Raw genomic sequence first — 23,281 nt, 5'->3', positions numbered from 1 at the left:
TTTCATGTTCACAGGGAAGTCTCTACAATCCCTGCCGAAACTGCGCTACGCTAGCGTGAAGCCTTTTCAGCCTATTTGCGAGACAAGACCATGACCCAACTCGATGCGCTCAAAGCCCTGACCACCGTGGTGGCAGATACCGGAGACTTCAACCAGCTGGCGCAGTACCAGCCGCAGGACGCGACCACCAACCCGTCGCTGATCCTCAAGGCCGTGCAGAAGCCCGAATACGCGCCGCTGCTGGCGCAGACGGTGCAGCAGCACCGCGGCAAGCCGCTGGACGAGATCATCGACCGGCTGCTGGTGCGCTTCGGCAGCGAGATCCTGTCCATCATCCCCGGCCGCGTCTCCACCGAGGTGGACGCGCGCCTGTCGTTCGACACCGCCGCCAGCGTGGCGCGCGCCGAGCGCATCGTGGCGCTGTACCGGGCCGAGGGCGTGTCCACCGACCGCGTGCTGATCAAGGTGGCCTCGACCTGGGAAGGTATCGAGGCCGCGCGCCAACTTGAAGGCAAGGGCATTCGCACCAATCTCACGCTGCTGTTCTCCTTCGCCCAGGCCGTGGCCTGCGGCCAGGCCAAGGTGCAGCTGATCTCGCCCTTCGTCGGCCGCATCTACGACTGGTACAAGAAGCAGGCCGGCAGCAGCTGGGACGAGGCCGCCATGGCCGGGGCCAACGACCCGGGCGTGAAGTCGGTGGCCGCCATCTACCAGTACTACAAGCATTTCGGCATCGCCACCGAGGTGATGGGCGCGAGCTTCCGCAACGTGGGCCAGATCCTGGCGCTGGCCGGCTGCGACCTGCTCACCATCTCGCCCGAGCTGCTGGCGCAGCTGGCGGCGTCCGAGCAGCCGGTGCCGCAGGCCCTGTCGGAGAGTGCCGCCAAGCAGCTGAAACTCGACCGCGTGCAGTACGACGAAGCCAGCTTCCGCTACGCGCTGAACGAAGACGCCATGGCCACCGAGAAGCTGGCCGAAGGCATCCGCGCCTTTGCGGCCGATGCCGTCAAGCTCGACAAACTGCTGCAAGCCGCATGAACCGCCCGTTGAACGAAGACCGGCTGCGCTGCGACCGCGCGCCGGCCTGGCAGCAGCTGCGCCAGCACTACGACGACCAGGGCCGCGCCTTCGACCTGCGCGATGCCTTCGCCACCGACGCCACGCGCCTGGCGCGCTGGAGCCAGCAGGCACCGCATTTGTTCGCCGACCTGTCCAAGAACCTCATCGACGACCAGGCCCAGCAGCTGCTGCTGCAGCTGGCGCGCGAATGCGGGCTGGAGCGCTACCGCGACGCCATGTTCGCCGGCGAGCCCATCAACAACTCCGAGGGCCGCGCCGTCATGCACTGGCTGCTGCGCCAGCCTGCGCAGGGCCTTCAGGACTGGCTGCCCGCCAGCCCGCAGCCCGTGCGCGACGCGCTGGCGGATGTGCACCAGAGCCTGGGCCGCATGCTGGCGCTGGCCGAGCAGGTGCGCGCCAACCCCCACATCACCGACATCGTCAACATCGGCATCGGCGGCTCCGACCTGGGGCCGGCCATGGTGGTGAACGCGCTGGCCGACTGGCACATGCCCGGCAAGCGACTGCACTTCGTCTCGAACGTCGACGGCCACGAGCTGGGCCATGTGCTGCACCAGGTGCGGCCCGAGAGCACGCTGTTCCTGATCGCCTCCAAGTCCTTCACCACGCTGGAGACCATGGTCAACGCGCACTCGGCGCGCGACTGGTTTTTGCAGCAGGGCGGCTCGGTCGACCGCGCGGCGGCGCTGTCGGTCTCGCAGCACTTCTGGGCGCTGACCACCAACGAGACGGCCGCGGCCGAGTTCGGCATCGACACCACGCTGGGCTTCTGGGACTGGGTGGGCGGGCGCTATTCGCTGTGGTCGGTGATCGGACTGCCGATCGCCATCGCCGTGGGCAGCGAGCACTTCCGCGCGCTGCTGCAGGGCGCGCACGACATGGACGTGCACTTCAAGACCGCGCCGCTCGAGGCCAACCTGCCGGTGCGCCTGGGCCTGCTCGACCTCTGGTACCGCAACTTCCACGGCTTTGCCACGCGCTGCGTCGCGCCCTACAGCCATGGCCTGCGCCGGCTGTCGGCCTACCTGCAGCAGCTCGAGATGGAGAGCAACGGCAAGGGCATGGACGCGGCCGATGAGCGCCTGGCCTACGCGACCTCGCCGGTGGTCTGGGGCGAGCCCGGCACCAATGGCCAGCACGCCTTCTTCCAGATGATCCACCAGGGCCGCGACGTGGTGCCGGTGGAGTTCATCGCCGCGCGCGTGGGCGGCGAGTTCTTCGAGAGCCACCAGAACAACCTCGTCATCAACGCCATCGCCCAGGCCCAGGCCCTGCTGGTGGGGCGCCCCGACGAGACCGGCCCCAAGTACTGCCCCGGCAACCGGCCCAGCACCTTTTTGCTGATGGAGCGGCTCAGCCCCATGTCGCTGGGCGCGCTGATCGCGCTATACGAGCACCGCGTCTTCGTCAGCGGCGCGCTGTGGGGCATCAACAGCTTCGACCAGTGGGGCGTGGAGTTGGGCAAGCAGCTCGCCAAGGACCTGTTCCAGCGCCGCGAGCAGCGCGACTGGGCGGGCGTGGATGCCTCCACCGCCGCGCTGGTGGCCAAGCTGGCGCCTTAAAAAACAGTAGCTGCTCGCGCTCACCAGATAAGGGTTTCAGGTGGATTTCCATCTGGAACCCTTTTTTATCGAGCGCAAGCAGCTATCAAAATAAAGTGGCGGCGCAGCGCACGGCACGCCGCAGTTGTTGCCTTTTGCTCATCAACTGCTTCCAATCCGGCGCTTGGGCGGCGGCGGTGCGTCTGGAATACTCAGGGGCTTTGCAGAACCAGACAAGGAGACGACATGCCCCGTTCATTCAAGATGCTGGCGCTGGCCGCCATGGTGGCCGCCAGCGGCGCCGCGCTCGCCCAGGGCAGCGGCACGCTGGACAAGATCGCCAGCAGCGGCAAGGTGGTGGTGGGCGTGCGCGAAAGCTCGGCGCCCATGGCCTTTGCGATCGGCGCCAACAACCAGTTCGGCGGCTACCACGTGGAGCTGTGCGAGCGCGTGCTCAAGGCCATCGTGCCGCAGGCCAAGCTCGAATACATGACGCTCACCGCGCAGAACACCATGCCGCTGGTGCAGAACGGCACCGTGGACATCGGCTGCGGCCCGACCACCAATAACCTCACGCGCCAGAAGCAGGTGGCCTTCGCCGTCACCACCTACGTGAGCCAGGTGCGCATGGCGGTGCGGGCCGATTCGGGCATCACCAGCTTCAAGCAGCTCGACGGCCGCACCGTGGCCGCCTCGGCCGGCACCACGGCCGTGCAGCTGCTGCGCAAGTACGGCAAGGACAACAACGTGAACCTGCCGACCACGCTGGGCAAGGACCACTTCGAGAGCTTCATGCTGCTGGAGTCGGGCCGCGCCGACGCCTTCGTGCTCGACGACAACCTGCTGGCCGGCGTGGTCGCCAACTCGGCCAACCCCAAGGGCTACAGGATCGTTGGCGAGGTGCTGGGCTCGGAGCCCATCGCGCTGCTGTTCCGCCGCGATGACCCGGCCTTCAAGAAGGCCGTGGACGACCAGCTCGTCAAGCTGATGCAGACCGGCGAGCTGGCCAAGGTCTACGACAAGTGGTTCATGCAGCCGATCCCGCCCAAGAACATGGCGCTGAACCTGCCGATGAGCGACACGCTCAAGCAGCTGATCGCCGCGCCCAACGACAAGCCCCTGGAAGCCTACGCCCAGCAGTGAGCTGGCGCGGGCCCTTGAATTTCCCTCTGCCTTTGCTGATTTGACGATGACTGCCTTTGTCGCCCCCGACGAGATCCGCGGCCGCTTCGCGCGCGCCATGTCCGAGATGTACCGCCAGGAGGTGCCGCAGTACGGCAGCCTGATCGCGCTGGTGGCCCAGGTCAACGGCGAGGTGCTGGCGCGGCAGCCGCAGCTGGAGCAGGCCATGGCCCGGGCCGGCGAGCTGGACCGGCTGGACGTGGAGCGCCACGGCGCGATCCGCGTCGGCACGGCCGAGGAACTGGCCACGCTGCGGCGGCTGTTCGCCGTCATGGGCATGGAGGCGGTGGGCTACTACGACCTGTCGGTGGCGGGCGTGCCGGTGCATTCCACGGCCTTCCGCCCGGTGGCGCAGGCGGCGCTGAACCGCAACCCGTTCCGCGTCTTCACCTCGCTGCTGCGGCTGGAGCTGATCGAGGACGCGGCCCTGCGCGCGCAGGCCGCGGCCATCCTGGCCCAGCGCCGCATCTTCAGCGATGGCGCGCTGGCGCTGATCGCGCGCTGCGAGCAGGCCGGCGGGCTGAGCGATGCCGAGGCCGACGCCTTCGTCGCCGAGGCGCTGGAGACCTTCCGCTGGCACAGCGAGGCCACGGTCGATGCCGAGACCTACGAGCGCCTGCACCGCGCGCACCGCTTGGTCGCCGACGTGGTCTGCTTCAAGGGCCCGCACATCAACCACCTGACGCCGCGCACGCTGGACATCGACGCCGCCCAGGCCGGCATGCCGGCGCGCGGCATGGACGCCAAGGACGTGGTCGAAGGCCCGCCGCGCCGCGCCTGCCCCATCCTGCTGCGCCAGACCAGCTTCAAGGCGCTGGAGGAAACGGTGCGCTTTCCCGGCGACGGCGGCGTGGACCACGGCACGCACACGGCGCGCTTCGGCGAGATCGAGCAGCGCGGCGTGGCATTGACCCGCAAGGGCCGGGCGCTGTACGACCAACTGCTGGCCCAGGTGCGCGACATGGCCGGCGCCGGCAGCGCGGGCGCGGGCTATGCCGAGCGGCTGGCGACGGCCTTCGAGGCCTTTCCCGATTCGCACGACGCCCTGCGCCAGCAGGGGCTGGCCTTCTACCGCTACGTGGCCACCGGCGTGGCGGCGGATGCCGATACAGCGGTCGAAGACCTGCTGGCCGCCGGCGCGCTGCGCGCCGAGCCCATTGTCTACGAGGACTTTTTGCCGGTGAGCGCGGCGGGCATCTTCCAGTCCAACCTGGGCGGCGAGGAGCAGAAGCGCTACCAGGCCAACCAGGCGCAGCAAGCCTTCGAGGCCGACCTGGGCGCCAGCGTGCACGACGAGATCGCGCTGTACCAGACGCTGCAGGATGAGTCGCTGGCGGCGGCGCGCGCCGCGCTGCGCCAGGCCGCGGCTGCATAGCCATGGCTTCGTTCTTTGCCTTCACCCCCGCGTTCGCCGAGCCGCAGGGCTCGCCGATCCGCGAGCTGTTTCCCTACCTGGGCCGGCCCGGCATGGTGTCGCTGGCCGGCGGCTACCCGTCGCCCAGCCTGTTCGACCAGGATGGATTGGCCGAGGCCGCCGCACAGGCGCTGGCCACCGGCGCCGGCGCGCTGCAGTACGGTGCGACCGAGGGCTCGCCCGCGCTGCGCGAGCAGCTGGCGGCCCAGTGCCGGGCGCGCGGCATCGCTTGCGAGCCGGGCGAGGTGCTGGTCACCACCGGTTCGCAGCAGGGCTTCGACCTGCTGCTGCGCGTGCTGGTACAGCCGGGCGACGCGGTCTGCGTCGAGACCCCGGCCTACCCGGCCACGCTGGCCGCGCTGCGGCAGGCGGGGGCGCGCGTGCTGAGCGTGCCGGTCGATGCACACGGCCTCGATGTGGACGCGCTGGCCGAGCTGCTGGCGCGCACGCCGGCGGCCGAGCGCCCGCGCCTGCTCTACACCGTGCCCAGTTTCTCCAACCCCTGCGGCACGCTGCTGACGCAGGCGCGGCGCGAGCGGCTGGTGCAGCTGGCGCTGCAGTACCGCATGGCGGTGGTGGAGGACGATCCCTACGGCGAGCTGGCCTTCACCAGCGAGCGGCCCGCACCGCTGTACGCCTGCGCCCAGCGGCTGGCGCCCGAGGCCAATCCGGTGATCTACTTGGCTAGCCTGTCCAAGACCGTCGCGCCCGGCCTGCGCGTGGGCTGGATGGTGGCCGACGCCGCCGTGCTGCGCCGCTGCACCGTGGCCAAGCAGACGGTGGACCTGTGCACCTCGCCGCTGGCGCAGAGCGTGGCCGTGCACTACCTGCGGTCGGGCCGCTACCCGCAGGCGGTGGCGCGGGCCTGCGCCGAATACCGGCGCCGCATGTTGGCGCTGACGGACGGCCTGGCGCGCGAGCTGCCGGGGCGCATGTCCTTCGTCACGCCGGCCGGCGGCATGTTCGTCTGGGCCTCGTTCGCGCGCGACATCGATCCGCAGGCGCTGTTCGAGGCCGCCGTGGCGCGGCTGGTGCTGTACGTGCCCGGCAAGGCCTTCTACGCGGACGCGCCCGACCTGCACACCATGCGCCTGTCGTTCGCCGCACCCGAGGTGCCGCAGATCGCCGAGGCGGTGCAGCGCCTGGCGGCGGCGGTGCAGGCTGTAGGTTGAATTAAGCGCTCTCTATTTGAGAGCTGCTTGCGCTCGTCGTGCAATGGATTTGGATTCAAATGTATTTGAATCCATGGATTGGCAAGCACCAGCAGCTATGATTTTTGAAATCGCTGCCAGCGCCTAGAGCGGCAGGCAGCGCACCGTCGTGCCCGGCAGCACGATCTTTTCCGCGTACAGGCCCTTGCGCTCGGGCGAGAGCAGGGCGCCCAGGGTCTGCAGCACGGGGATCTCCTCGCCCGGCTTGACCCGCCGGTAGCACTGGTCGAGCAGCGCCACCGTGTTGGCGAGCACCTGGCCTTCGCCGCGGTGGGCGGCGTCCTTCTGCAGCGTCTCGGCGTGCTGCTTCAGCCAGCCTTCGTAGGTTTCCAGCGCGTCCGGCGACAGCTTGCCGCGCTCGGCCTCGGGAATCATGCTGGCATACAGAGCCTTGAGGCTGTCCGTGCCGGCCTGGCCCATGTGCAGCGCCGCGTCGTAGTGCACTTCATAGGCGCCCTGGCGGTAGACCACGCGCTTGATCTGGTAGCGCAGCTTGCCCTGCTCGCCGCCCAGCGTGCGGATCAGCGCCAGCGCCGCCGCGCTGTTCGGATCGGTGGCCAGCTGTTGGTCCAGCGCCGCGGCGATCTGCGCGTCGTCCGGGTAGGAGATGCCCGGCGAGGGAGAGCAGGCCGCCAGCGCAAGGGCCGCCGTGAGGCAAAACGTGACTTTGGGTAAATGAATTTTCATTGTGTTGGATTTTCCAATGATTATGAAGATCTGCCTGGAATATTCAAATTTCTGTCATATTAAAGTCATGGGGAAATGATTATTCCCGGCGAGTGCAGCGTATTTTCATATGGTTTTTCCGGCAGTGTGGAATATCCGGTATGTGAAAAATTCGCATTACCTGTGGAAATCCCGAGGTATATGCGATATTTTGTGATGAAGTGTTTTTGTTGGGATTTGTATCCTGAATGGGGAAATTCCTGAGCGAATCCCCGGATGCAGACGGACGGGGCGTGGAATCCATGCAGGACGGGGCATGGCGGGGCGCCAGCCCGGAGGCGCACGCGTGTACTTTTATTTACTTGCGGGCGCAAGCACGTAAATAACAATCCCCGGGCAAGCCGCGATAGGCTGCGTTTCGATTCCATCCAACTTCCTGAAGGATCATAACTATGCGAAAGATCGCCACTACTGCCCTTGCTTTGCTGGCACTGTCTTGCGGGGCTGCATTTGCCCAGAGCGGAAGCATCACGATTCCCGGCCTGGCCTCGGGCAAAGGGTCCGCCGGCTCCGAGATTTCCAACAGCAAGATTACGGTGATGAACAACAAGGCCAGCGATATCACCGCCGGCGGCGGCAAGGCCTCGATCAAGGTTGCCGACATCACCCTGGACGGCACGGCCAACGTGAACAGCGTGAACATCTCGGGCTCGAAGATCCGCGACTCCGAAATCACCGTCAGCGGCAACGAAGCCAGCCAGGTCCGGGCGATTGGCGGCACGGCCAACGTCAACAGCGTCAACATCAACTGACGCGCTGGCGCCATAGCCAGAGAGAAACAGGCGGGCAGGAGAGGCCATGAGGCATGGCCTCGCCCGCGCCGTTCCAGCTGCCCGCATGGCGGGCAGTGATTGCCATGGATTTCACCGGAGGGCTTCGCTTGCACAAGAAGCAAAAGACGCAACCACACTGGATCGCCCTGGGACTGCTGGGGGTTTCGGTGGCGGCCACGCCGCAACTGGCGGCGGCGCAGGAGTCCATGCTGACTGGCCTGGGCTGGCACAAGAACAGCGCCGGCACCGAGATGGACTCCAGCAGCCAGGCCCAGGTGGTGGGCAACCAGACGACTGCCACGGTGACGAGCTCGGGCGGCAAGGTGTCGGCACTGGCCAATGCGGGCATGATGATCGACCTCGTCAGCACGGCCCAGGCCAACGGCGTGGGCATCGCGGCCATGCAGGTGCAGGGCACGCAGCTGCAGGTGCTGGGCAACCAGGCCAGCGGCTTCGTGAACGCGCTGGGCGGCGCGGCCACGGCCAACATGGCGCTGATCGCGAGCGGCGAGGGCCGCAAGCCGCTGAACGCCACGCGGGTCCTGATCCAGGGCAACCGGGCTTCCAATGTCGAGGCTTTCGGCGCCAAGGCGAACGTGCTGCTGGGCATGGGCTCGCTGCAGCTGCCGGGCCGGTCCTCGGCCAACAGCGTCCTCGCGGACGCGACCGAACTGCGCAACACGCAGACGGTCACCACGAACAACCAGGCGAGCGACGTGATCTCCATCGGCGGATCGGCGCTCGCCAATGCGCTGACCACGGCGCGCAGCAAGCTCCAGGACAGCCGGGTGCTGGCCACGGGCAACCAGGCCAGCAACATCAGCGCCGGCGGCGGCTCCGCAGGCGTGGGCCGCGGCACGATTGCCGAGGTCAACCTCACCGGCGTGGCCGGGGCCAACACCGTGGCCATCGCGTCGAGCGGGCTGCAGAACGCCCAGCTGTCGCTGGCGAACAACCGCGCCTCGCAGATGAACACCACCGGCGGCAGCGCGCTGGCCAACAGCATCAGCTTCACCGAGCACCAGCTCTCCGGCGGCGCCGGCTACCAGGCCGATGTGACCGGCAACGAGGCCGGTAACGTGCAGGCCTGGGGCGGCGAGGGCTCGATCCTGGGCGGCGCGCTGGCGGAGGTGCGCATGTCCGCGGCGGCGCTGGCCAACACCATCTCGGTGCAGCGCGGGATGCTGGGCGACCGGCCGCTGCATTCGGTCACCGGCAACCAGGCGAGCGGCGTGGTTGCCACGGGCGGCGGCGCGGCGGCGAACAGCCTGTGGCTCGACAACGCCACGCTCAATGGCGGGCTGGTGCAGATCGCGGGCAACCGCGCCACCCAGGTGCAGACCTCGGGGGCTTCGGGCTCGATAGGCGGGGGCGTGATCGCCTCGGTCGACCGCAATGGCCGGGCGCTGGGCAATACGGTGGCGGTGGACCGCCAGGCGACGCTGGAGCGCGCGAATGTGCTGCTGTCCGGCAACGCCAGCCACGGGGTGACCGGCAACGGCGGCTTCGCCGCGGCGAACTCGCTCGCGGTGACCGAAGGGCGGGTGTTGCAGTCGGTGGTCACGCTGTCGGGCAACCGGGCGGACCAGGTGCAATCCACCGGCGGCTCGGCCGGCGTGGGCGGCGGCGTGCTGTACTCGACCAGCCAGGACTCGGTGGCGCTGGCCAACGCGGTCTCGGTCGGCGGCTCGCAGCTGGATGCGAAGAGCCTGTCCGTGCTCGGCAATACCGCGTCGGGGCTCAACGCCCGTGGCGGCACCCTGATGGCTAACAGCGTGGCGCTGGAGAGCGGCAGCGGCAAGGCGGCGCAGCTGTCGGCCGATGGCGTGGTCCTGGGCAACCGCGCCAGCAACATGAGCACCACGGCCCAGAGCACCTCGGGCGCCGGCGGGCTGATGAGCAGCTCCAGCAACGCGCGCGCGGCGGCCAACTCGCTGGTGCTGCACGAGGACGTGCTGGTGGACCGCTCCTCGCCCTGGACGATCGCCCTGAACCAGGCGAGCGGCGTGCATGCCGGCGGCGGCACGGCGCTGGTCAACAGCTTCGCGGCCTACCGCGGCGCGCGGGTGCAGTCCAGTCCGGTGACCATCCTCGGCAACACCGGCCAGGACATCAGCACCGGCGGCGGCGCCAGCCAGGCGCTGGGCGTGGGCTCCAAGACCAACGGGATCCTGGTGGCCAACGGCCTGTACCTGGAGGGGCCGGAGGCCACGCGCCTGTCGAACACGCCGGTGCTGATCTCGGCGAACCAGGCGCGCCAGTTGAGCGCGCCGGGCGGCCGCATCAACGCGAACGCGGTGGCCGTGAACGGCCGCGGCAGCGTCGATACGAGCACGCTGAGCATCCTGGGCAACACGGCTTCCAACCTGCACAGCGAAGGCAATGAAAGCACGCTGGCGGGGCATGCGATCAACAAGGGCGTGGGGCAGGTCAATGCCAACGCGATCCAGGTGCTGGCCGGCCTGCGCAACGCCAGCCTGCTGCTGGTGGGCAACAGCGCGGGCAACGTGAGCGCCAGCAAGGGGCTGGCCGCAGCCAACAGCATCTTGCAGGACGACGGCGCCGGCATGGGCCAGCTGAGCGCCACCCTGGTGGGCAACAGCGCCGGCGAAACCCGGGCCGACGGCGGCCATACGGCCCTCAGCAATAGCATCGTGGCGGACAGCGGGGCCACCCTGCGCAACAGCAGCGTGCAGGTGCTTGCCAACCGCGGCGATGCCCAGGCCTCGGGCGGCGATGCGATGGCCAACAGCGTGCGCAGCAAGAGGGGCGGGCGGATTTCCGAGTCTTCGGTGACCGTGGCGGCCAACAAGGGCTCGGCCCGCAAGGGCACCGCCAGCAGCGTCGATGCCGATGGCGGATCGGTGCAGGCCAGCAGCATCACCATCCTGGGCAACCAGGGCTCGGCCAGCGGCGGCGGCACGATCAACAGCGTGGCGGGCTCGGGCTCGCTGCGCGGCAGCCAGATCGCCATCCTCGGCAACAGCGGCTCGGCCCAGGGCGGCACGGCCAACAGCGTGGCCCTGAACGGCAGCGTGGCCGCGTCGAGCATCACCATCCTCGGCAACCAGGGCAGCGTGCAGTCCGGCGGCACCGTGAACAGCGTCACCGGCAAGGGCTCGATCAAGGGCAGCCAGATCACCATCGCGGCCAACAGCGGCTCGGCCAAGGGCGGCGGCACGGTCAACAGCGTGAAGAACAGCGGCAGCATCACGGCCGCCAGCGTCACGCTGATCGGCAACCGGGGCAGCACGACGGGCGGCGGCACGGTCAACAGCGTGGACAACAAGGGGCAGCTCTCCGGCCACGTGCTGATTGCCGGCAACCGCGGCAGCGCGACCATGGGCGGCACGGTGAACTCGCTGGTCAACCACGGCCTGATGGCCGGCAGCGTGGTGATCGCCGGCAACAACGGGCGCGCGATGGCGGGCGGGGTCTCGAACTCGGTGGTCAACCAGGGGGTGATCACCGGCACGGTCAACATCGTGGGCAGCAACTCGGTGGCCGTCGCGGGCATGACCTCCAGCAGCGTGCGCAACGTGGGCGGCGCCATCGTCGGCGCCGCCGGGGTCGCGGGCAACGCGGCGTTCGCGGCGAACCCCGGCTACACCTACGCGACGCCCTCCACGGGCGTGGTGAACAACTCGGTGACGGTGGTGCCCGCCTTCAACGTCATCAGCAACTGAAGTATGAAAACCAAGAAAGGACTGGCAATGAGAACGCAGACAGGAAATTCCAAGCGCCTGCCGCTCGCAGCCGCCAGGCTGGTCGGCGCGGCCGGCGTGCTGGCGCTGGCCGCCCTGGGCGCGCAGGCCCAGATGGTCAACTACAACGAGCAGCTCGGCAACTACAAGGACATGGCCCAGAACGGCGTGAAGCTCAACGACGGCGTGTTCCCCGCCGTGAGCGCCCGGGCGCGCGTGAACCGGGCGATCGCGCAGAACGCGCTGGTCGACCAGAGCGCGCTGGTGCAGCCCGACGGCTCGCTCAAGCTGCCCGACCGCCAGCAGAACATCGTGATCCGCACGAACTACAACAACGTGCAGCAGGGCGCCGACGGCGCCGTGCGTATCGCGAGCCCGGTCATCCAGGGCAACGTGAACGGCACGGTCACGCTGTACGTGGAAGGCGGCGGCGTCGAGAACATCACGGTGCTCAACTCCCGCAAGTGATGCGGGTCGGCAGTCCGTCGCAGGGCGCCAGGCCTGGCGCCGCGCCGGCCTGCTTCCGATTCCAACCAGTTCGACAAAACATGAAGAAAATTTTCCTCAAGAGGGCGGCATTGGCGCTGGCAGTGGCTTCGCTGGCCGGCTGTGCGACCACGCAGAACGCGATCCAGGACGCCCAGACGCTGATGCAGGAGAGGGACTCCGACAAGCTCCAGCCGGTGACCAACCTGAGTCCCTATGCGGGCTCGCTCGCCCGCCTGGGCGACATGCTCGACATCTACAAGGATGGCGATCCGATCATCTACATGCAGACCCGCAACATCTCGGATGCGACCAACCTCTCCAACCCGCTGGTGGGCGCGGAGATCCCGGGCGACATCACCGAGATGGTGCGCACGGCGCTGAACCGCATCGGCGCGCACGTGGTCTACGTGCCCTACCACCCGGACTACCTGGTGTCGCAGGCCCAGCTCGGCGCGAGGTTTGGCGTGACCATGCCCGACTTCCTGATCACCGGCGCGCTCACCGAGTTCGACCGGGCGATTGCCGGCGCCGGCCGGGCCAACTCCGCGAGCATCGAGTTCGGCGGCGGCAAGGGCAAGACCGACCTCGGCGCGGACGTCAAGCGCACGGCGATCTATTCGGCGCTGGCGCTGGACCTGAACCTGGTGAGCTTCAGCACGCAGCAGATGGTGCCGCGCATCCAGGCCTCGAACGTGGTGAAGGTGCTGAACCTGAGCACCGAGGACAACGCCAGCATCGGCTTCTACGGCAATTCCTTCGGCTTCAAGCTGGAGGGCAAGTACCTGCAGGGGCGCCATTCCGCGATCCGCACGCTGGTCGACCTGAGCGTGCTGGAGATCGTGGGCAAGGCCACCAACACGCCGTACTGGCGCTGCATTCCCGGCGGCAAGCCCGACCCGGTGGTGGTCGAGAACATGCGCAAGGCCTACGACGCGCTGGCGCCGGAACTCAAGCTCGGCCTGATCCAGGTGACGCTGCGCAAGTACGGCGAGCCGGTGCAGGTCACGCAGAAGCTCGACGACGCGACGCAGCAGGCGCTGCGCAAGGTGTATTCCGAGCGCTACTCGGCGCTCGGCCCGCTGGACGTGATGACCTGGAAGGGCTTCGAGCCGCTGTTCTTCGGCGTGCCCATGAGCTGGGATGGCATGCTGGAGGCGCAGGCCGCCCAGGACCAGGCCCCTGCCGCACCCGCACCCCAGCCCCGCGCACCGGAGGTGGGCGCATGACGACACGCACGGGCGCGCTGAAGGCGGGGGCTATTCCCGCCATCCTCGGGGCTGTGCTGCTGGGCCTGCCACTGGCGGCCCTGGCGCAGCAGGTTTCGCCGCCCCCGGCGCAGGCGGCCCAGGCGCCGTCGGCCTCGACGGCGGCGCGCTTCGTGGCCTCGTGCAACGACTCGCTGGAGCGCGGCGTGACGGAGCTGGGCTGCCAGGCGCCGCTGTACCGCAACGAGCTCGAACGCCTCAAGCGCGAAGCGCTGAACACGCAGAACCCGCAACTGCTGTCGTTCGTGGGCGATGCCTACCGCAACCCGCGCAGCGGTATGGGCGACATGGGCCAGGCCTACCGCTGGTACCTGCTGGCGGCGGTGCGCGGCGATCCGCTGGCCATGCAGCGCCTGGCCGAGATGAACCAGAAGGGGCAGGGCGTGCCCAAGGACAACGTGAAGGCGCTGGGCTATGCGCGCCTGGCCGAGCGCCTGGCCCTGCCCGGCAGCGGCGCCAAGCGCAACGAAGTCCAGATGATCAACGAGCTGGGCAACGAGATGGCGGCCGAGGAGGTGGCGCTGGCGGAGAGCTTCGCCGACCAGCTGCAGGCGCGCATCCGCCGCGAGTCCGCCGGCGAAACGGGTGGCGCCGCGGCTGCGGCCGGCACGGCGGCTTCGCCGGCGCCCAGAACGGTGCCGGTGCCCGCGCCGCGGCAGGTGCCCGGATCGGGCGCGGCCACGCCGGGCACGGTGCTGCCGGGTGTTCCCGCGCCCTTGCCCCATGAGTGAGTACCCAGGAGGAGTGCGAATGGAACCATGCAACGGCTTCAGGAATGGCGGCATTGCGGTCGGCCTCCACGGGCTTCGGCGCTGGGGCCGGCTGCTGTCGGGCCTGGGCTGCCTGGCGCTGGCGCAGGCCGCGTCGGCGGCCGGCCCGCAGGCACCCGGTGGCGCCGACGGCGGCAGCGGGCCGGGCATTGCCAGGCCGGCACGGCCGGATCTGCCGCAACGGCCCGCACGGCCGGCGCCCGGCGGCGAAGGATCGGGCAACCGGATCGAGGTCAGTGGCAACACCGCCAGCGGCGTGCGCTGTTCGCAGGACGGTTCGGTCTCGGTCAACAGCGTCGACGTGAACGGTGCCAGCCTGCAGGGCCGCACCGTGATCGTGCAGGGGCGCAATGTGAACAACGTGAGCACGGCCGACTGCGCCACGCAGCCGGCACCCGGGGCGGCGCCGTCCGGCCAGGTCAATGGCGTGCGCATCCGCTGACCGGGTGCCGGGAAGCCTCCAGTCAACCATGAAGAACCAAGAGGGAAAAGAATGAATCCAGTGATGTCTGCGCGCCTCAAGCAACGCGGTGCGGCGGTGGGGCTGCTGGCCGCGGCGGTGCTGCTGTCCGCCTGCCAGGACAAAGCCTCCGAAGCGCCGCCGGCCACGGCTGCGCCCGTGCCCCAGACGGCACCGTCCGCACCGGCCCCTGCGCCCGCGCCCGCACCGGTGGCTGCCGCGCCTGCGGCTCCCGTGGCTGCCCCGGCGGTCGCGGCGGCGCCCCGCAAGGTGCCGCTGTCCGTGCAGGGCGTGGCCTCGGCCGGCCTGACGGTGCGGGTGAAGAGCGTGGACATCGGCGCCGACGCGACGGTGCTGGACGTGAGCATCTCGTTCGCCAACCGCATCACCGGCTCCACGATGCTGGCGCTGGCGGACACCTACCTCGAGGACGAGGGCCAGGGGCGATTGCAGATCAAGCGGCCCGACAACAACCGCGACCTGACCATCCGCGAGGGCCAGACGCTCAACGGCCAGCTGGTCTTCATGGGCGCGGTCGCGCCTTCCTCGCGCACGCTGCGGCTGGTGTTCAACGACGGCAACCAGGGCGACAACATCGTCGCGCCGGGCCTGACGATGGAACTGCCGCTGCAGGGGCATTGATGCGCGCGGCTCTCCTGGCGCTGGCTGCCGCTGCGGTACTGGCCGCCGCGCAGGCCTCGGCCTACGAGGTGGTCCGCAGCAACCGGCCGCTGGCGCAGACGACTACGCATCTGGCGCCCAGCGCTGGCGCGCCGCAGACGGTGCTCACGCCCCAGGCGCAGCCGGGCGGCTTGAGCGCCTCGGAGCCTGCCACCGCGCTGCAGCCTGCGCGCAGCCCGAGCACCATCCTGCGCGAGGCCGAGGTGCCGCCCGAGCGGCTGGAGAAAACGCGCGAGCTGCTCCAGGAGCTCAAGGCCGAGCCCACGCCGCAGCAGGCGATCTCCATAGCCCTGCCGGCCGATGTGTTGTTCGATTTCGACAAGGCCGAGCTGCGCCCCGACGCCAGCGATTCGCTGCAGAAGGCGGCGGAACTGGTGCAGGGCTATCCCAAGGCGCCGCTGACCGTGCGCGGCCACACCGATGGCAAGGGCAGCGATGCCTACAACGACGAGCTGTCGATGCGCCGCGCCCGCGCCGTGGCCTCGGGGCTGGAGAGCCGCAGCGGGCGCCAGGCGTCCGTCGAGGGCCTGGGCAAGCGCGAGCCGGTCGCGCCCAACACCACGCCGGACGGCCAGGACAACCCCCAGGGGCGCCAGCTGAACCGGCGCGTGCAGATCCTCATCGGGGTTCCCACCTCCTGAAAGCAGAGCACCCATGGCCCTTATCCCCTGCCCCGAATGCGGCCGCCAGGTTTCGACCCAGGCCGGCTCCTGCCCGCACTGCGGCTATCCGCTCCAGCCGCAGCAGCGCCATGCGCCCGAGCAGGGGGCGCTGCAGTCGCCGCACGTCTGGAGCCGCGCCATCGTGGCGCTGGGCGCCTGGCTGGTCACGCCTTGGATCGCACGGCTGCTCTTCGGGCTGGCGGCGCTGGTGGTCGCCTACTTCCTGTTCCGCGGCCCCTGATTTGCTCTTGATTTGAGAGCTGCTGGCGCTTGTCAATCCATGGATTCAAATATAAATATATTTGAATATGGCTGATGGCAAGCGCTGCCAGCTATGGTTTTTGATGAATCGATTCAGACCTGCCCGCTGAGCGCCCGCGCCGCCGCGAGCACATGGCGCGTGTGCTTCTCGTCGTAGCGGTGCGACGGCATGGTCAGCGTGACGGCGGCGGCCAGGCTGCCGTCGGCATGGAACACCGGGGCCGAGATGCCGGCCACCTCCTGCAGCCGGTCGCCCACCAGCGTGCAGTAGCCCTGGGCGCGGATCTGCGCATACAACTGCCGGTCCGGGGTGGACGCGGCGCGCAGCCCGGGATCGAAGGCCGACAGCACGCGGCCGCCGCTGCCGCGGTCCAGCGGCAGCAGGTCGCCGGCCTGGATGTGGTCACGCACCGGGTGCGGCGAATCCACGCGGTAGCGGCACAGCCGCACGGCCTGTGCGCCCTGGCCCTGGCGCACGTGGTAGGCCGCGCTCTCGCCGGTGGCGGCCACCAGCTCGCGCAGCACCGGCATCACCACACGATCCAGCGAGAACGCCGCCGCATACAGCGCATGCAGCCGCGCGATCTCGCCGCCCAGCGCCCAGCGCCCGTCATCGAGCCGCTGCAGCAGCCGCGCATGCTCCAGCGACGCCAGCAGCCGCAGCGCGGTGCTCTTGTACAGCCGCGTGCGCTCGGCCAGTTCGGCCAGGCCCAGGGCCGTATCGCCTTCGCGGAAGGCCGCCAGCAGCGACAGCGCGCGGTCCACCGCCGCGGCGCCGCCGGGCGCGGCCTGGTCATCGGCCACCGAGGCGGTCTGGGCTTTGCGGGGCATGGGCGGTCTCCTTGGCAAAAAGGGGCAGGCACGGGCTTGACAGCGCGTGCCGAAGTGGATGATTATTTCATTAGAAAGAATTTCATTCTATCTTACAGAACTACCCATGACCCTGCAAGACCCTGACGTGCTCATCAGCGAAGTCGGCCCGCGCGACGGACTGCAATCGGTGAAGGCCACCATGCCCACGCCCGCCAAGCTGCGCTGGATCGATGCGCTGTATGCCAGCGGCATCCGCGAGATCGAGGTGGCCTCGTTCGTGCCGGCGAAGCTGCTGCCCCAGATGGCCGACGCGGCCGAGGTGGTGCGCCATGCGCGCACGCTGCCGGGCCTGACCGTGATGGCCCTGGTGCCCAATGTGCGCGGCGCCGAGGCGGCGCTGGCCGCGGGCGTGCACAAGCTCACGCTGCCGGTATCGGCCAGCGAGGCGCATTCGCAGGCCAATGTGCGCAGGACGCGGGTCGAGATGGTCGAGGAGCTGCGCCGCATCGTGCAACTGCGCGACGAGCGCGCGCCGGGCGTGAAGGTCGAGGCCGGCATCTCCACCGCCTTCGGCTGCACACTGCAGGGCGCGGTCGCCGAGGACGACGTGGTCTGGCTGGCCGCGGCCGTCATCGAGGCGGGCGCCGACGAGTCGGGCCTGTCGGACACCACCGGCATGGCCAACCCGGCCCAGGTGCGGCGCCTGTTCCAGAGGGTGCGCGCTGAGATCGGCGAACGCACGGGCGCGGCCCACATGCACAACACGCGCGGCCTGGGCCTGGCCAACTGCCTGGCCGCCTGGGACGTGGGCGTGCGCACCTTCGACAGCTCGCTCGGCGGCCTGGGCGGCTGCCCGTATGCGCCGGGCGCCTCGGGCAACGTGGTCACCGAAGACCTGGTGTTCATGTTCGAGGCCATGGGCGTGCGCACCGGCATCAATCTCCCTCAACTCATGGCCGCGCGCGCGCCGCTGCAGGCTGGCCTGCCCGGCGAACCCCTCTACGGCATGACGCCCGAGGCAGGCCTTCCAAAAGGATTTCCCCATGTCTGACCAGCTTCCTCCGCAACTTCCCTACGCGGGCATCCGCGTCATCGAATTCACCCACATGGTCATGGGCCCGACCTGCGGCATGGTGCTGGCCGACCTGGGCGCCGAGGTCATCAAGATCGAGCCGTTGGCCGGCGACAACACGCGCCGCCTGCTGGGTTCGGGCGCGGGCTTCTTCCCGATGTTCAACCGCAACAAGAAGAGCATCGCGCTCGATCTGCAGACGCCCGAGGGCAAGGAGGCCGCGCTGCGCCTGATCGCCACGGCCGACGTGGTGAGCGAGAACTTCAAGCCCGGCACCATGAAGAAGCTGGGGCTGGACTACGCCAGCCTGTCGGCGCTGAACCCGCGCCTGGTCTACGTGAGCCACAAGGGCTTCCTGCCCGGGCCGTATGACCACCGCACGGCGCTGGACGAGGTGGTGCAGATGATGGGCGGTCTGGCCTACATGACCGGTCGGCCGGGCGACCCGCTGCGCGCGGGCACCAGCGTCAACGACATCATGGGCGGCATGTTCGGTGCCATCGGTGCGATGGCCGCGCTGCGCGCCCGCGAGCAGACCGGGCGCGGCCAGGAGGTGCAGAGCGCGCTGTTCGAGAACAACGTCTTCCTGGTGGCGCAGCACATGATGCAGTTCGCCGCCACCGGCCAGCCGGCCGCGCCCATGCCCAGCCGCATCTCGGCCTGGGCGGTGTACGACGTGTTCACGGTCAAGGATGGCGAGCAGATCTTCCTCGCCGTGGTCAGCGACACGCAGTGGGCGCTGTTCTGCGAGGCCTTCGGCCTGGCCGAGCTGCGCGCCGATCCGCGCCTGACCAGCAACAACGACCGCGTGCGCGCCCGCGAATGGCTGATGCCGCAGCTGCGCTCGCAGCTCGCGCAGTTCAGCGCGGCCGAGCTGGCGGCGGTGTTCGAGCGGCACGGCCTGCCGTTCGCGCCGATCACGCGGCCGCAGGACCTGTTCGACGACCCGCACCTCAACGCCACCGGGGGCCTGGCGCCGCTCACGCTGCCCGACGGCCGCGAGGCGCGCGTGCCGCTGCTGCCCTTCACGCTGGGCGGCGAGCGCCCCGGCCTGCGCCACAACCCGCCGCGCCTGGGCGAGCACACCCACGCGCTGCTGCGCGAGGCCGGCTACAGCGACGCCGAGCTGCAAGCGCTGCAGGCGCGCCACATCATCCAAGGAGACCTATAGCCATGACCGCTGCTGCATTCCCACGCCGCCATTTCGTGCTGGCCACGCTGGCAGGCCTGTCGGCCGGCCCGGCGCTCGCCCAGGGCGCCTGGCCCGACAAGCCCATCCGCATGGTGGTGCCCTACACGCCGGGCGGCGGCACCGACAGCGTCACGCGCCACATCACCGAGAAGGTGGGGGCGGCGATGCGCTGGACCTTCCTGGTGGACAACCGCCCCGGCGCCGGCGGCAACATCGGCCTGGACCTCGTGGCCAAGGCCAGGCCCGACGGCTACACGCTGGGCATGGGCCAGACGGCGAACCTGGCCATCAACCCGGCGCTGCTGCCGAAGATGCCCTTCGACCCCGCCAGGGACCTGGTGCCCGTGGCCCTGGTCGCCGAGCAGCCGACGGTGATGGTGGTGCGCGCCGATGCGCCGTGGAAGACCCTGGCCGATGCGGTGGTCGCCGCCAAGGCCGCGCGCGGCGGCACCAAGCAGGCGCTGGCGGGCACCGGCACCGTGGGCCATCTCGCGGGCGAGATGCTGGCCATCCAGGCCGGCTTCCAGGCCATCAGCGTGCCCTACAAGGGCGCGGCGCCCGCGGTGACCGACCTGCTGGGTGGCCAGACCGACTACATGTTCGCCACGCCGCAGTCGGTGCTGGGCATGCTGCGAGGCGGCAAGCTGCGCGCGCTGGCCGTCACCTCGGCCAAGCGCATGGCGGTGCTGCCCGAGGTGCCCACGGTGGCCGAGTCGGGCTACCCCGGATTCGCGGCGGTGGACTGGAAGCTCATCGTCGCGCCGGCCGGCACGCCGGCCGATGTCGTCCAGCGCGTCAACGCCGCGGTCGAGCAGGCGCTGGCCCAGCCTGCGCTGGCGGCCCTGCTGCACGCGGAAGGCAGCGCGCCCATGGGCGGCAGCCCGGCGCAGGCGGCGCAGTACCTGAAGGCCGAGCAGGGCAAATGGGCGGCGCTGGTCAGGCAGGCGAACATCAAGCTCGATTGATGGCCCTCTGTGCTTCCAATCGTGACGGCGCTGGCGCCGGCACCGGATTCCGGGATACGCTTGCCGCCATGTCTGAGACCCACGCAATGCCTTCGGGCACCCCTCTCACTTCCCGCCGCAGCCGGCGCCCCTGGCTGTGGGCCGGCATGGCGGTGGCCATCGCCACGCTGGTCACGGCCTGCGGCACCGCGCCCGACGCCGTTGGCACGGGTGCAGGCCCGGGCCCGGCGCCCGGCACCTCCAGCGCCTCGACGGCCCTGGCCTACCGCCAGGATGCCGCGCGCCGCATCTACGACCTCAACGGCCACCGCATCTACAAAGGTACGCTGCCGCCCATGCTGTACGCCGTGGGCGTGCTGCAGGTGCAGCTCGATGCGCAGGGGCGCGTGCTGCGCCTGCAGTGGATGCGCGCGCCCCGCCATGCGCCCGAGGTGGTGGCCGAGATCGAGCGCACGGTGCGCGCCGCGGCGCCTTTCCCGGTGCCGGCGCGCCTGGGCAAGGTGACCTATACCGACACCTGGCTGTGGGACAAGTCGGGGCGCTTCCAGCTCGACACGCTGACCGAGGGTCAGCGCGGGCTGTAGCCAGGCTTGGTCCTAGCGGGCGGCCATCTTGCACTCGCCCGCGAAGGCGTCGGCGTGGTTGCTCAGCACCTTGCCGACGGTGCGGTTGGTGATGCGGCCCGCGCTGTCGGTGTAGACCTCGCGCATATAGATGTCCTGGATCGGGTACTGGTTGGTGTTGAAGCGGAACGCGCCGCGCAGCGAACCGAACTGGGCCGTGCGCAGCGCCGCGCGCAAGGCGGCGCGGTCCTCGATCTTGCCACCGGCCTTGCGCACGGCGGCATCGAGCAGCAGCGCGGCATCGTAGGACTGGGCGGCATACATTGTCGGCGCGCGCCCGTAGCGCTTGGCGAAGTCGGCGACGAAGCGCTTGTTGGCCGGGTTGTCCATGTCGGCGGCCCACTGCGAGGCGTTGAACGTCCCCACCAGGGCGTTGCCCACGGCCTTGATGGTGTCTTCGTCGGCCGAGAAGCCCGGCGTCAGCAGCGCGGCGTCCTTGCCCAGGCCGCTGGCGCCAAACTGCTTGATGAAGTTGATGCCCATGCCGCCGGGCAGGAAGAAGAACACGGCATCGGGCCTGGCGCTGCGGATGGCGGCCAGCTCGGGCGCGAAGTCCAGCTGGCCCAGCTTGGCATAGCTTTCCTGCACGATCTCGCCCTTGTACAGGCGCTTGAAGCCGTCCAGCGATTCGCGGCCGCCGGGGTAGTTGGGGGCGATCAGCGCAATCCGCTTGTAGCCCTTGTCGGTGGCGAAGCGGCCCATCGCGGCGGGGATGTCCTCGTTCTGCCAGGCCACGGCGAAGAAGTTGGGATCGCACTTGGCGCCGGCATAGTCGCGCGGGCCAGTATTGGCCGACAGGTAGACGGTGTCGCTGCGCAGGATCTCGGGCAGGACGGGCAGCAGCACGTTGGAGAAGACGATGCCGGTCATCACGTCGACCTTGTCGCGCTTGAGCAGGCGGTCCACGCCCTGGCGGCCGGCCTGCGGGTCCTGCTGGTCGTCGGCGACCGAGAGCTTCACCGGCAGCCCGCCGAGCTTGTCGCCCAGGTGCTCGAGCGCGAGCTTGAAGCCATCGCGGGCGTCGAGGCCCAGCGCGCTGCCGGGGCCGGACAGCGTGGTCAGGAAACCAATCCTGGCGCTATCGGCGGCCTGGGCCGGAAGCACCGAGGCGCCGAGGCACAGTGACAGCGCCAGTGCGGCTATGCGGGTGATGCGTGGGGTCATGGCTATCGCGGTCCTTCGTGGTGAGTGGCCAGTACGTGACTGGATGGCGTGATTCTGCAAAGCCGGCGCCGGCCGGTATATCCGGAACTGGCAGCGCGCCGCGCGCTTGTCCGAATTGCGCGCAAAACCAGGGGAAACCCGGGATTCGCCAATGCTGGACAAGGCTTGCAAGCACTGGATAGCCACGGCCGGGCGATCTCCGTAAATTGCCTGGCAGGCCGCGCCATTGCGTGGCCCCATACCCACCAGCGACCAGAGAGCCCCGATGTCCGCCTTGACCCTGCGCCTCACGCGCATCCGTTCCATCACGCCGCGCACCAGGCAGTTCACGCTCGCGTCCTGTGATGGCACGGCGCTGCCGGCCTATACCCCCGGCGCGCACGTCGAGATCGAGGTCCGGCCGCAGGCGGGCGGGCGTGCCATGCACCGCGCCTACTCGCTGCTGGCGCCGCATGCAGCGGCGGCCGGCTGCTACGAGATCGCGGTGCAGCACGAGCCCGAGGGCTCGGGCGGATCGCGCTGGATGCATGGGCTGCAGGAAGGCGCGCTGCTGCAGGCCAGGCTGCCCGCCAACCAGTTCGAGCTGGGCGCGCATGCAGCGCCGCCGCTGCTGCTGGCCGCGGGCATAGGGATCACGCCCATCCTCTGCATGGCGCGCGCGCTGGCCGCCCGCGGGCAGGCCTTCGAGCTGCACTACCTGGCGCGGCAGCGCGACCAGGCCGCCTATGGCGACGAGGTCGCGGCCCTGCCCGGCGCGCGCTGCTGGTTCGACGAGGGCGACCCCGCGCGCGGGCCCGACCTGGCCGCGCTCATCGGCCCGGCATCGGGCGACCGGCATCTGTATGTCTGCGGCCCCCAGGGGCTGATCGCCGCGGTCCGGGATACGGCGGCGGCGCTCGGCTGGCCCGAGGGCCAGGTGCACTACGAACTCTTCACCGGCAGCCTGCAGGGCGCGGGCGACGGGGCCTTCACCGTCGCCTTTGCCGGCGGCGGGGCGGAGCTGCTGGTGCAGCCTGGCCAGTCGGTCATGGAAGCGATGGAGGCGGCCGGCATGGAGCCGCTCTTCGACTGCCGCCGCGGGGAGTGCGGCATCTGCGCGGTGCGCGTCACCAGCGGCGACGCCGAGCACCGCGACAGCTGCCTGTCGGACGGCGAGCATGCGGCGGGGCAGTTCTGCACCTGCGTGTCCCGCGCGCGCTCAGACCGGCTGGTGCTGGAAATTTGACCAAGGAG

General features: G+C 69.7%; 22 protein-coding genes. 19 read left to right on the top strand and 3 right to left on the bottom strand.

Features of this window, described 5'->3' with window-relative positions:
- Positions 1-90: 90 nt before the first annotated feature.
- The 5 genes from tal to ACYVKR_RS08960 all read left to right on the top strand — a co-directional run bounded on the left by tal (position 91) and on the right by ACYVKR_RS08960 (position 6,389).
- Positions 91-1,038 carry a transaldolase gene (gene tal, locus ACYVKR_RS08980; protein ID WP_460480465.1) on the top strand — a complete coding sequence of 316 codons (948 nt, stop codon included), beginning with the start codon at positions 91-93 and terminating at the stop codon, positions 1,036-1,038.
- A complete protein-coding gene (pgi, locus tag ACYVKR_RS08975) occupies positions 1,035-2,642 on the top strand; it encodes a glucose-6-phosphate isomerase (RefSeq protein WP_460480464.1) in 1,608 nt (535 codons plus the stop codon). Before tal ends, pgi begins: the two co-directional genes overlap by 4 nt.
- 225 nt (positions 2,643-2,867) lie before the next feature.
- Positions 2,868-3,764: a transporter substrate-binding domain-containing protein gene (locus tag ACYVKR_RS08970; RefSeq protein WP_460480463.1), complete on the top strand. Its 897-nt coding sequence runs from the start codon at positions 2,868-2,870 to the stop codon at positions 3,762-3,764.
- Positions 3,765-3,810: 46 nt separating this feature from the next.
- Entirely contained in the window at positions 3,811-5,178 is a 1,368-nt protein-coding gene (gene hglS, locus ACYVKR_RS08965; protein WP_460480462.1) for a VOC family protein, read from the top strand.
- 2 nt (positions 5,179-5,180) lie between these two features.
- Positions 5,181-6,389 (top strand): aminotransferase-like domain-containing protein, encoded by a 1,209-nt coding sequence (locus ACYVKR_RS08960; RefSeq protein ID WP_460480461.1) that lies wholly within the window; start codon positions 5,181-5,183, stop codon positions 6,387-6,389.
- A gap of 123 nt (positions 6,390-6,512) precedes the next feature.
- Here ACYVKR_RS08960 and ACYVKR_RS08955 read toward each other — a convergent pair whose 3' ends face one another.
- Positions 6,513-7,115 (bottom strand): hypothetical protein, encoded by a 603-nt coding sequence (locus ACYVKR_RS08955; RefSeq protein WP_460480460.1) that lies wholly within the window; start codon positions 7,113-7,115, stop codon positions 6,513-6,515.
- 431 nt (positions 7,116-7,546) lie between these two features.
- On the opposite strand from ACYVKR_RS08955, the gene ACYVKR_RS08950 reads away from it, so the two are divergent.
- The 9 genes from ACYVKR_RS08950 (at position 7,547) to ACYVKR_RS08910 (ending at position 16,199) form a co-directional block, all read left to right on the top strand.
- Positions 7,547-7,906 carry a hypothetical protein gene (locus tag ACYVKR_RS08950; RefSeq protein ID WP_460480459.1) on the top strand — a complete coding sequence of 120 codons (360 nt, stop codon included), beginning with the start codon at positions 7,547-7,549 and terminating at the stop codon, positions 7,904-7,906.
- 128 nt (positions 7,907-8,034) lie between these two features.
- A complete protein-coding gene (locus ACYVKR_RS08945; protein ID WP_460480458.1) occupies positions 8,035-11,613 on the top strand; it encodes a beta strand repeat-containing protein in 3,579 nt (1,192 codons plus the stop codon).
- A 27-nt stretch (positions 11,614-11,640) separates the two neighbouring features.
- On the top strand, positions 11,641-12,099 hold the full coding sequence (locus ACYVKR_RS08940; RefSeq protein ID WP_460480457.1) for a hypothetical protein: 459 nt from the start codon (positions 11,641-11,643) through the stop codon (positions 12,097-12,099).
- An 80-nt stretch (positions 12,100-12,179) separates the two neighbouring features.
- Positions 12,180-13,346 carry a hypothetical protein gene (locus ACYVKR_RS08935; RefSeq protein ID WP_460480456.1) on the top strand — a complete coding sequence of 389 codons (1,167 nt, stop codon included), beginning with the start codon at positions 12,180-12,182 and terminating at the stop codon, positions 13,344-13,346.
- Positions 13,343-14,116, top strand: coding sequence for a tetratricopeptide repeat protein (locus tag ACYVKR_RS08930; protein WP_460480455.1), 774 nt, complete (start codon positions 13,343-13,345; stop codon positions 14,114-14,116). Before ACYVKR_RS08935 ends, ACYVKR_RS08930 begins: the two co-directional genes overlap by 4 nt.
- A gap of 19 nt (positions 14,117-14,135) precedes the next feature.
- A complete protein-coding gene (locus ACYVKR_RS08925; protein WP_460480454.1) occupies positions 14,136-14,597 on the top strand; it encodes a hypothetical protein in 462 nt (153 codons plus the stop codon).
- Between the two features lie 63 nt (positions 14,598-14,660).
- A complete protein-coding gene (locus ACYVKR_RS08920) occupies positions 14,661-15,257 on the top strand; it encodes a hypothetical protein (protein WP_460480453.1) in 597 nt (198 codons plus the stop codon).
- The gene (locus ACYVKR_RS08915) at positions 15,257-15,937 is read left to right on the top strand and encodes an OmpA family protein (protein ID WP_460480452.1); all 681 of its coding nucleotides are present in this window, start codon (positions 15,257-15,259) and stop codon (positions 15,935-15,937) included. The genes ACYVKR_RS08920 and ACYVKR_RS08915 overlap by 1 nt, the downstream gene beginning before the upstream one ends.
- Before the next feature lie 13 nt (positions 15,938-15,950).
- Entirely contained in the window at positions 15,951-16,199 is a 249-nt protein-coding gene (locus ACYVKR_RS08910; protein WP_460480451.1) for a zinc ribbon domain-containing protein, read from the top strand.
- A gap of 113 nt (positions 16,200-16,312) precedes the next feature.
- Here the strand turns inward: ACYVKR_RS08910 and ACYVKR_RS08905 are convergent, their stop codons facing one another.
- Positions 16,313-17,050, bottom strand: coding sequence for an IclR family transcriptional regulator (locus tag ACYVKR_RS08905; protein WP_460480450.1), 738 nt, complete (start codon positions 17,048-17,050; stop codon positions 16,313-16,315).
- A gap of 106 nt (positions 17,051-17,156) precedes the next feature.
- Between ACYVKR_RS08905 and ACYVKR_RS08900 the strand changes: the two genes are divergently transcribed.
- The 4 genes from ACYVKR_RS08900 (at position 17,157) to ACYVKR_RS08885 (ending at position 20,845) form a co-directional block, all read left to right on the top strand.
- A complete protein-coding gene (locus tag ACYVKR_RS08900) occupies positions 17,157-18,083 on the top strand; it encodes a hydroxymethylglutaryl-CoA lyase (RefSeq protein WP_460480449.1) in 927 nt (308 codons plus the stop codon).
- Positions 18,076-19,275 (top strand): CaiB/BaiF CoA transferase family protein, encoded by a 1,200-nt coding sequence (locus ACYVKR_RS08895; protein ID WP_460480448.1) that lies wholly within the window; start codon positions 18,076-18,078, stop codon positions 19,273-19,275. Before ACYVKR_RS08900 ends, ACYVKR_RS08895 begins: the two co-directional genes overlap by 8 nt.
- A 2-nt stretch (positions 19,276-19,277) precedes the next feature.
- Positions 19,278-20,261 (top strand): Bug family tripartite tricarboxylate transporter substrate binding protein, encoded by a 984-nt coding sequence (locus ACYVKR_RS08890; RefSeq protein WP_460480447.1) that lies wholly within the window; start codon positions 19,278-19,280, stop codon positions 20,259-20,261.
- Positions 20,262-20,329: 68 nt separating this feature from the next.
- Positions 20,330-20,845: a hypothetical protein gene (locus ACYVKR_RS08885; protein ID WP_460480446.1), complete on the top strand. Its 516-nt coding sequence runs from the start codon at positions 20,330-20,332 to the stop codon at positions 20,843-20,845.
- A 12-nt stretch (positions 20,846-20,857) separates the two neighbouring features.
- On the opposite strand, the gene ACYVKR_RS08880 is transcribed toward ACYVKR_RS08885, so the two are convergent.
- Complete coding sequence (locus ACYVKR_RS08880) at positions 20,858-22,048, bottom strand: ABC transporter substrate-binding protein (RefSeq protein WP_460480445.1); 1,191 nt, start codon at positions 22,046-22,048, stop codon at positions 20,858-20,860.
- Between the two features lie 265 nt (positions 22,049-22,313).
- On the opposite strand from ACYVKR_RS08880, the gene ACYVKR_RS08875 reads away from it, so the two are divergent.
- Positions 22,314-23,273, top strand: a complete 960-nt coding sequence (locus ACYVKR_RS08875) for a PDR/VanB family oxidoreductase (protein WP_460480444.1) — start codon at positions 22,314-22,316, stop codon at positions 23,271-23,273.
- The last annotated feature ends 8 nt before the right edge of the window (positions 23,274-23,281 follow it).

This window comes from Comamonas humi (assembly GCF_054782535.1).
Note: the sequence above shows the minus strand (reverse complement) of the source record. Positions and strands in the feature narration are given on the sequence as shown.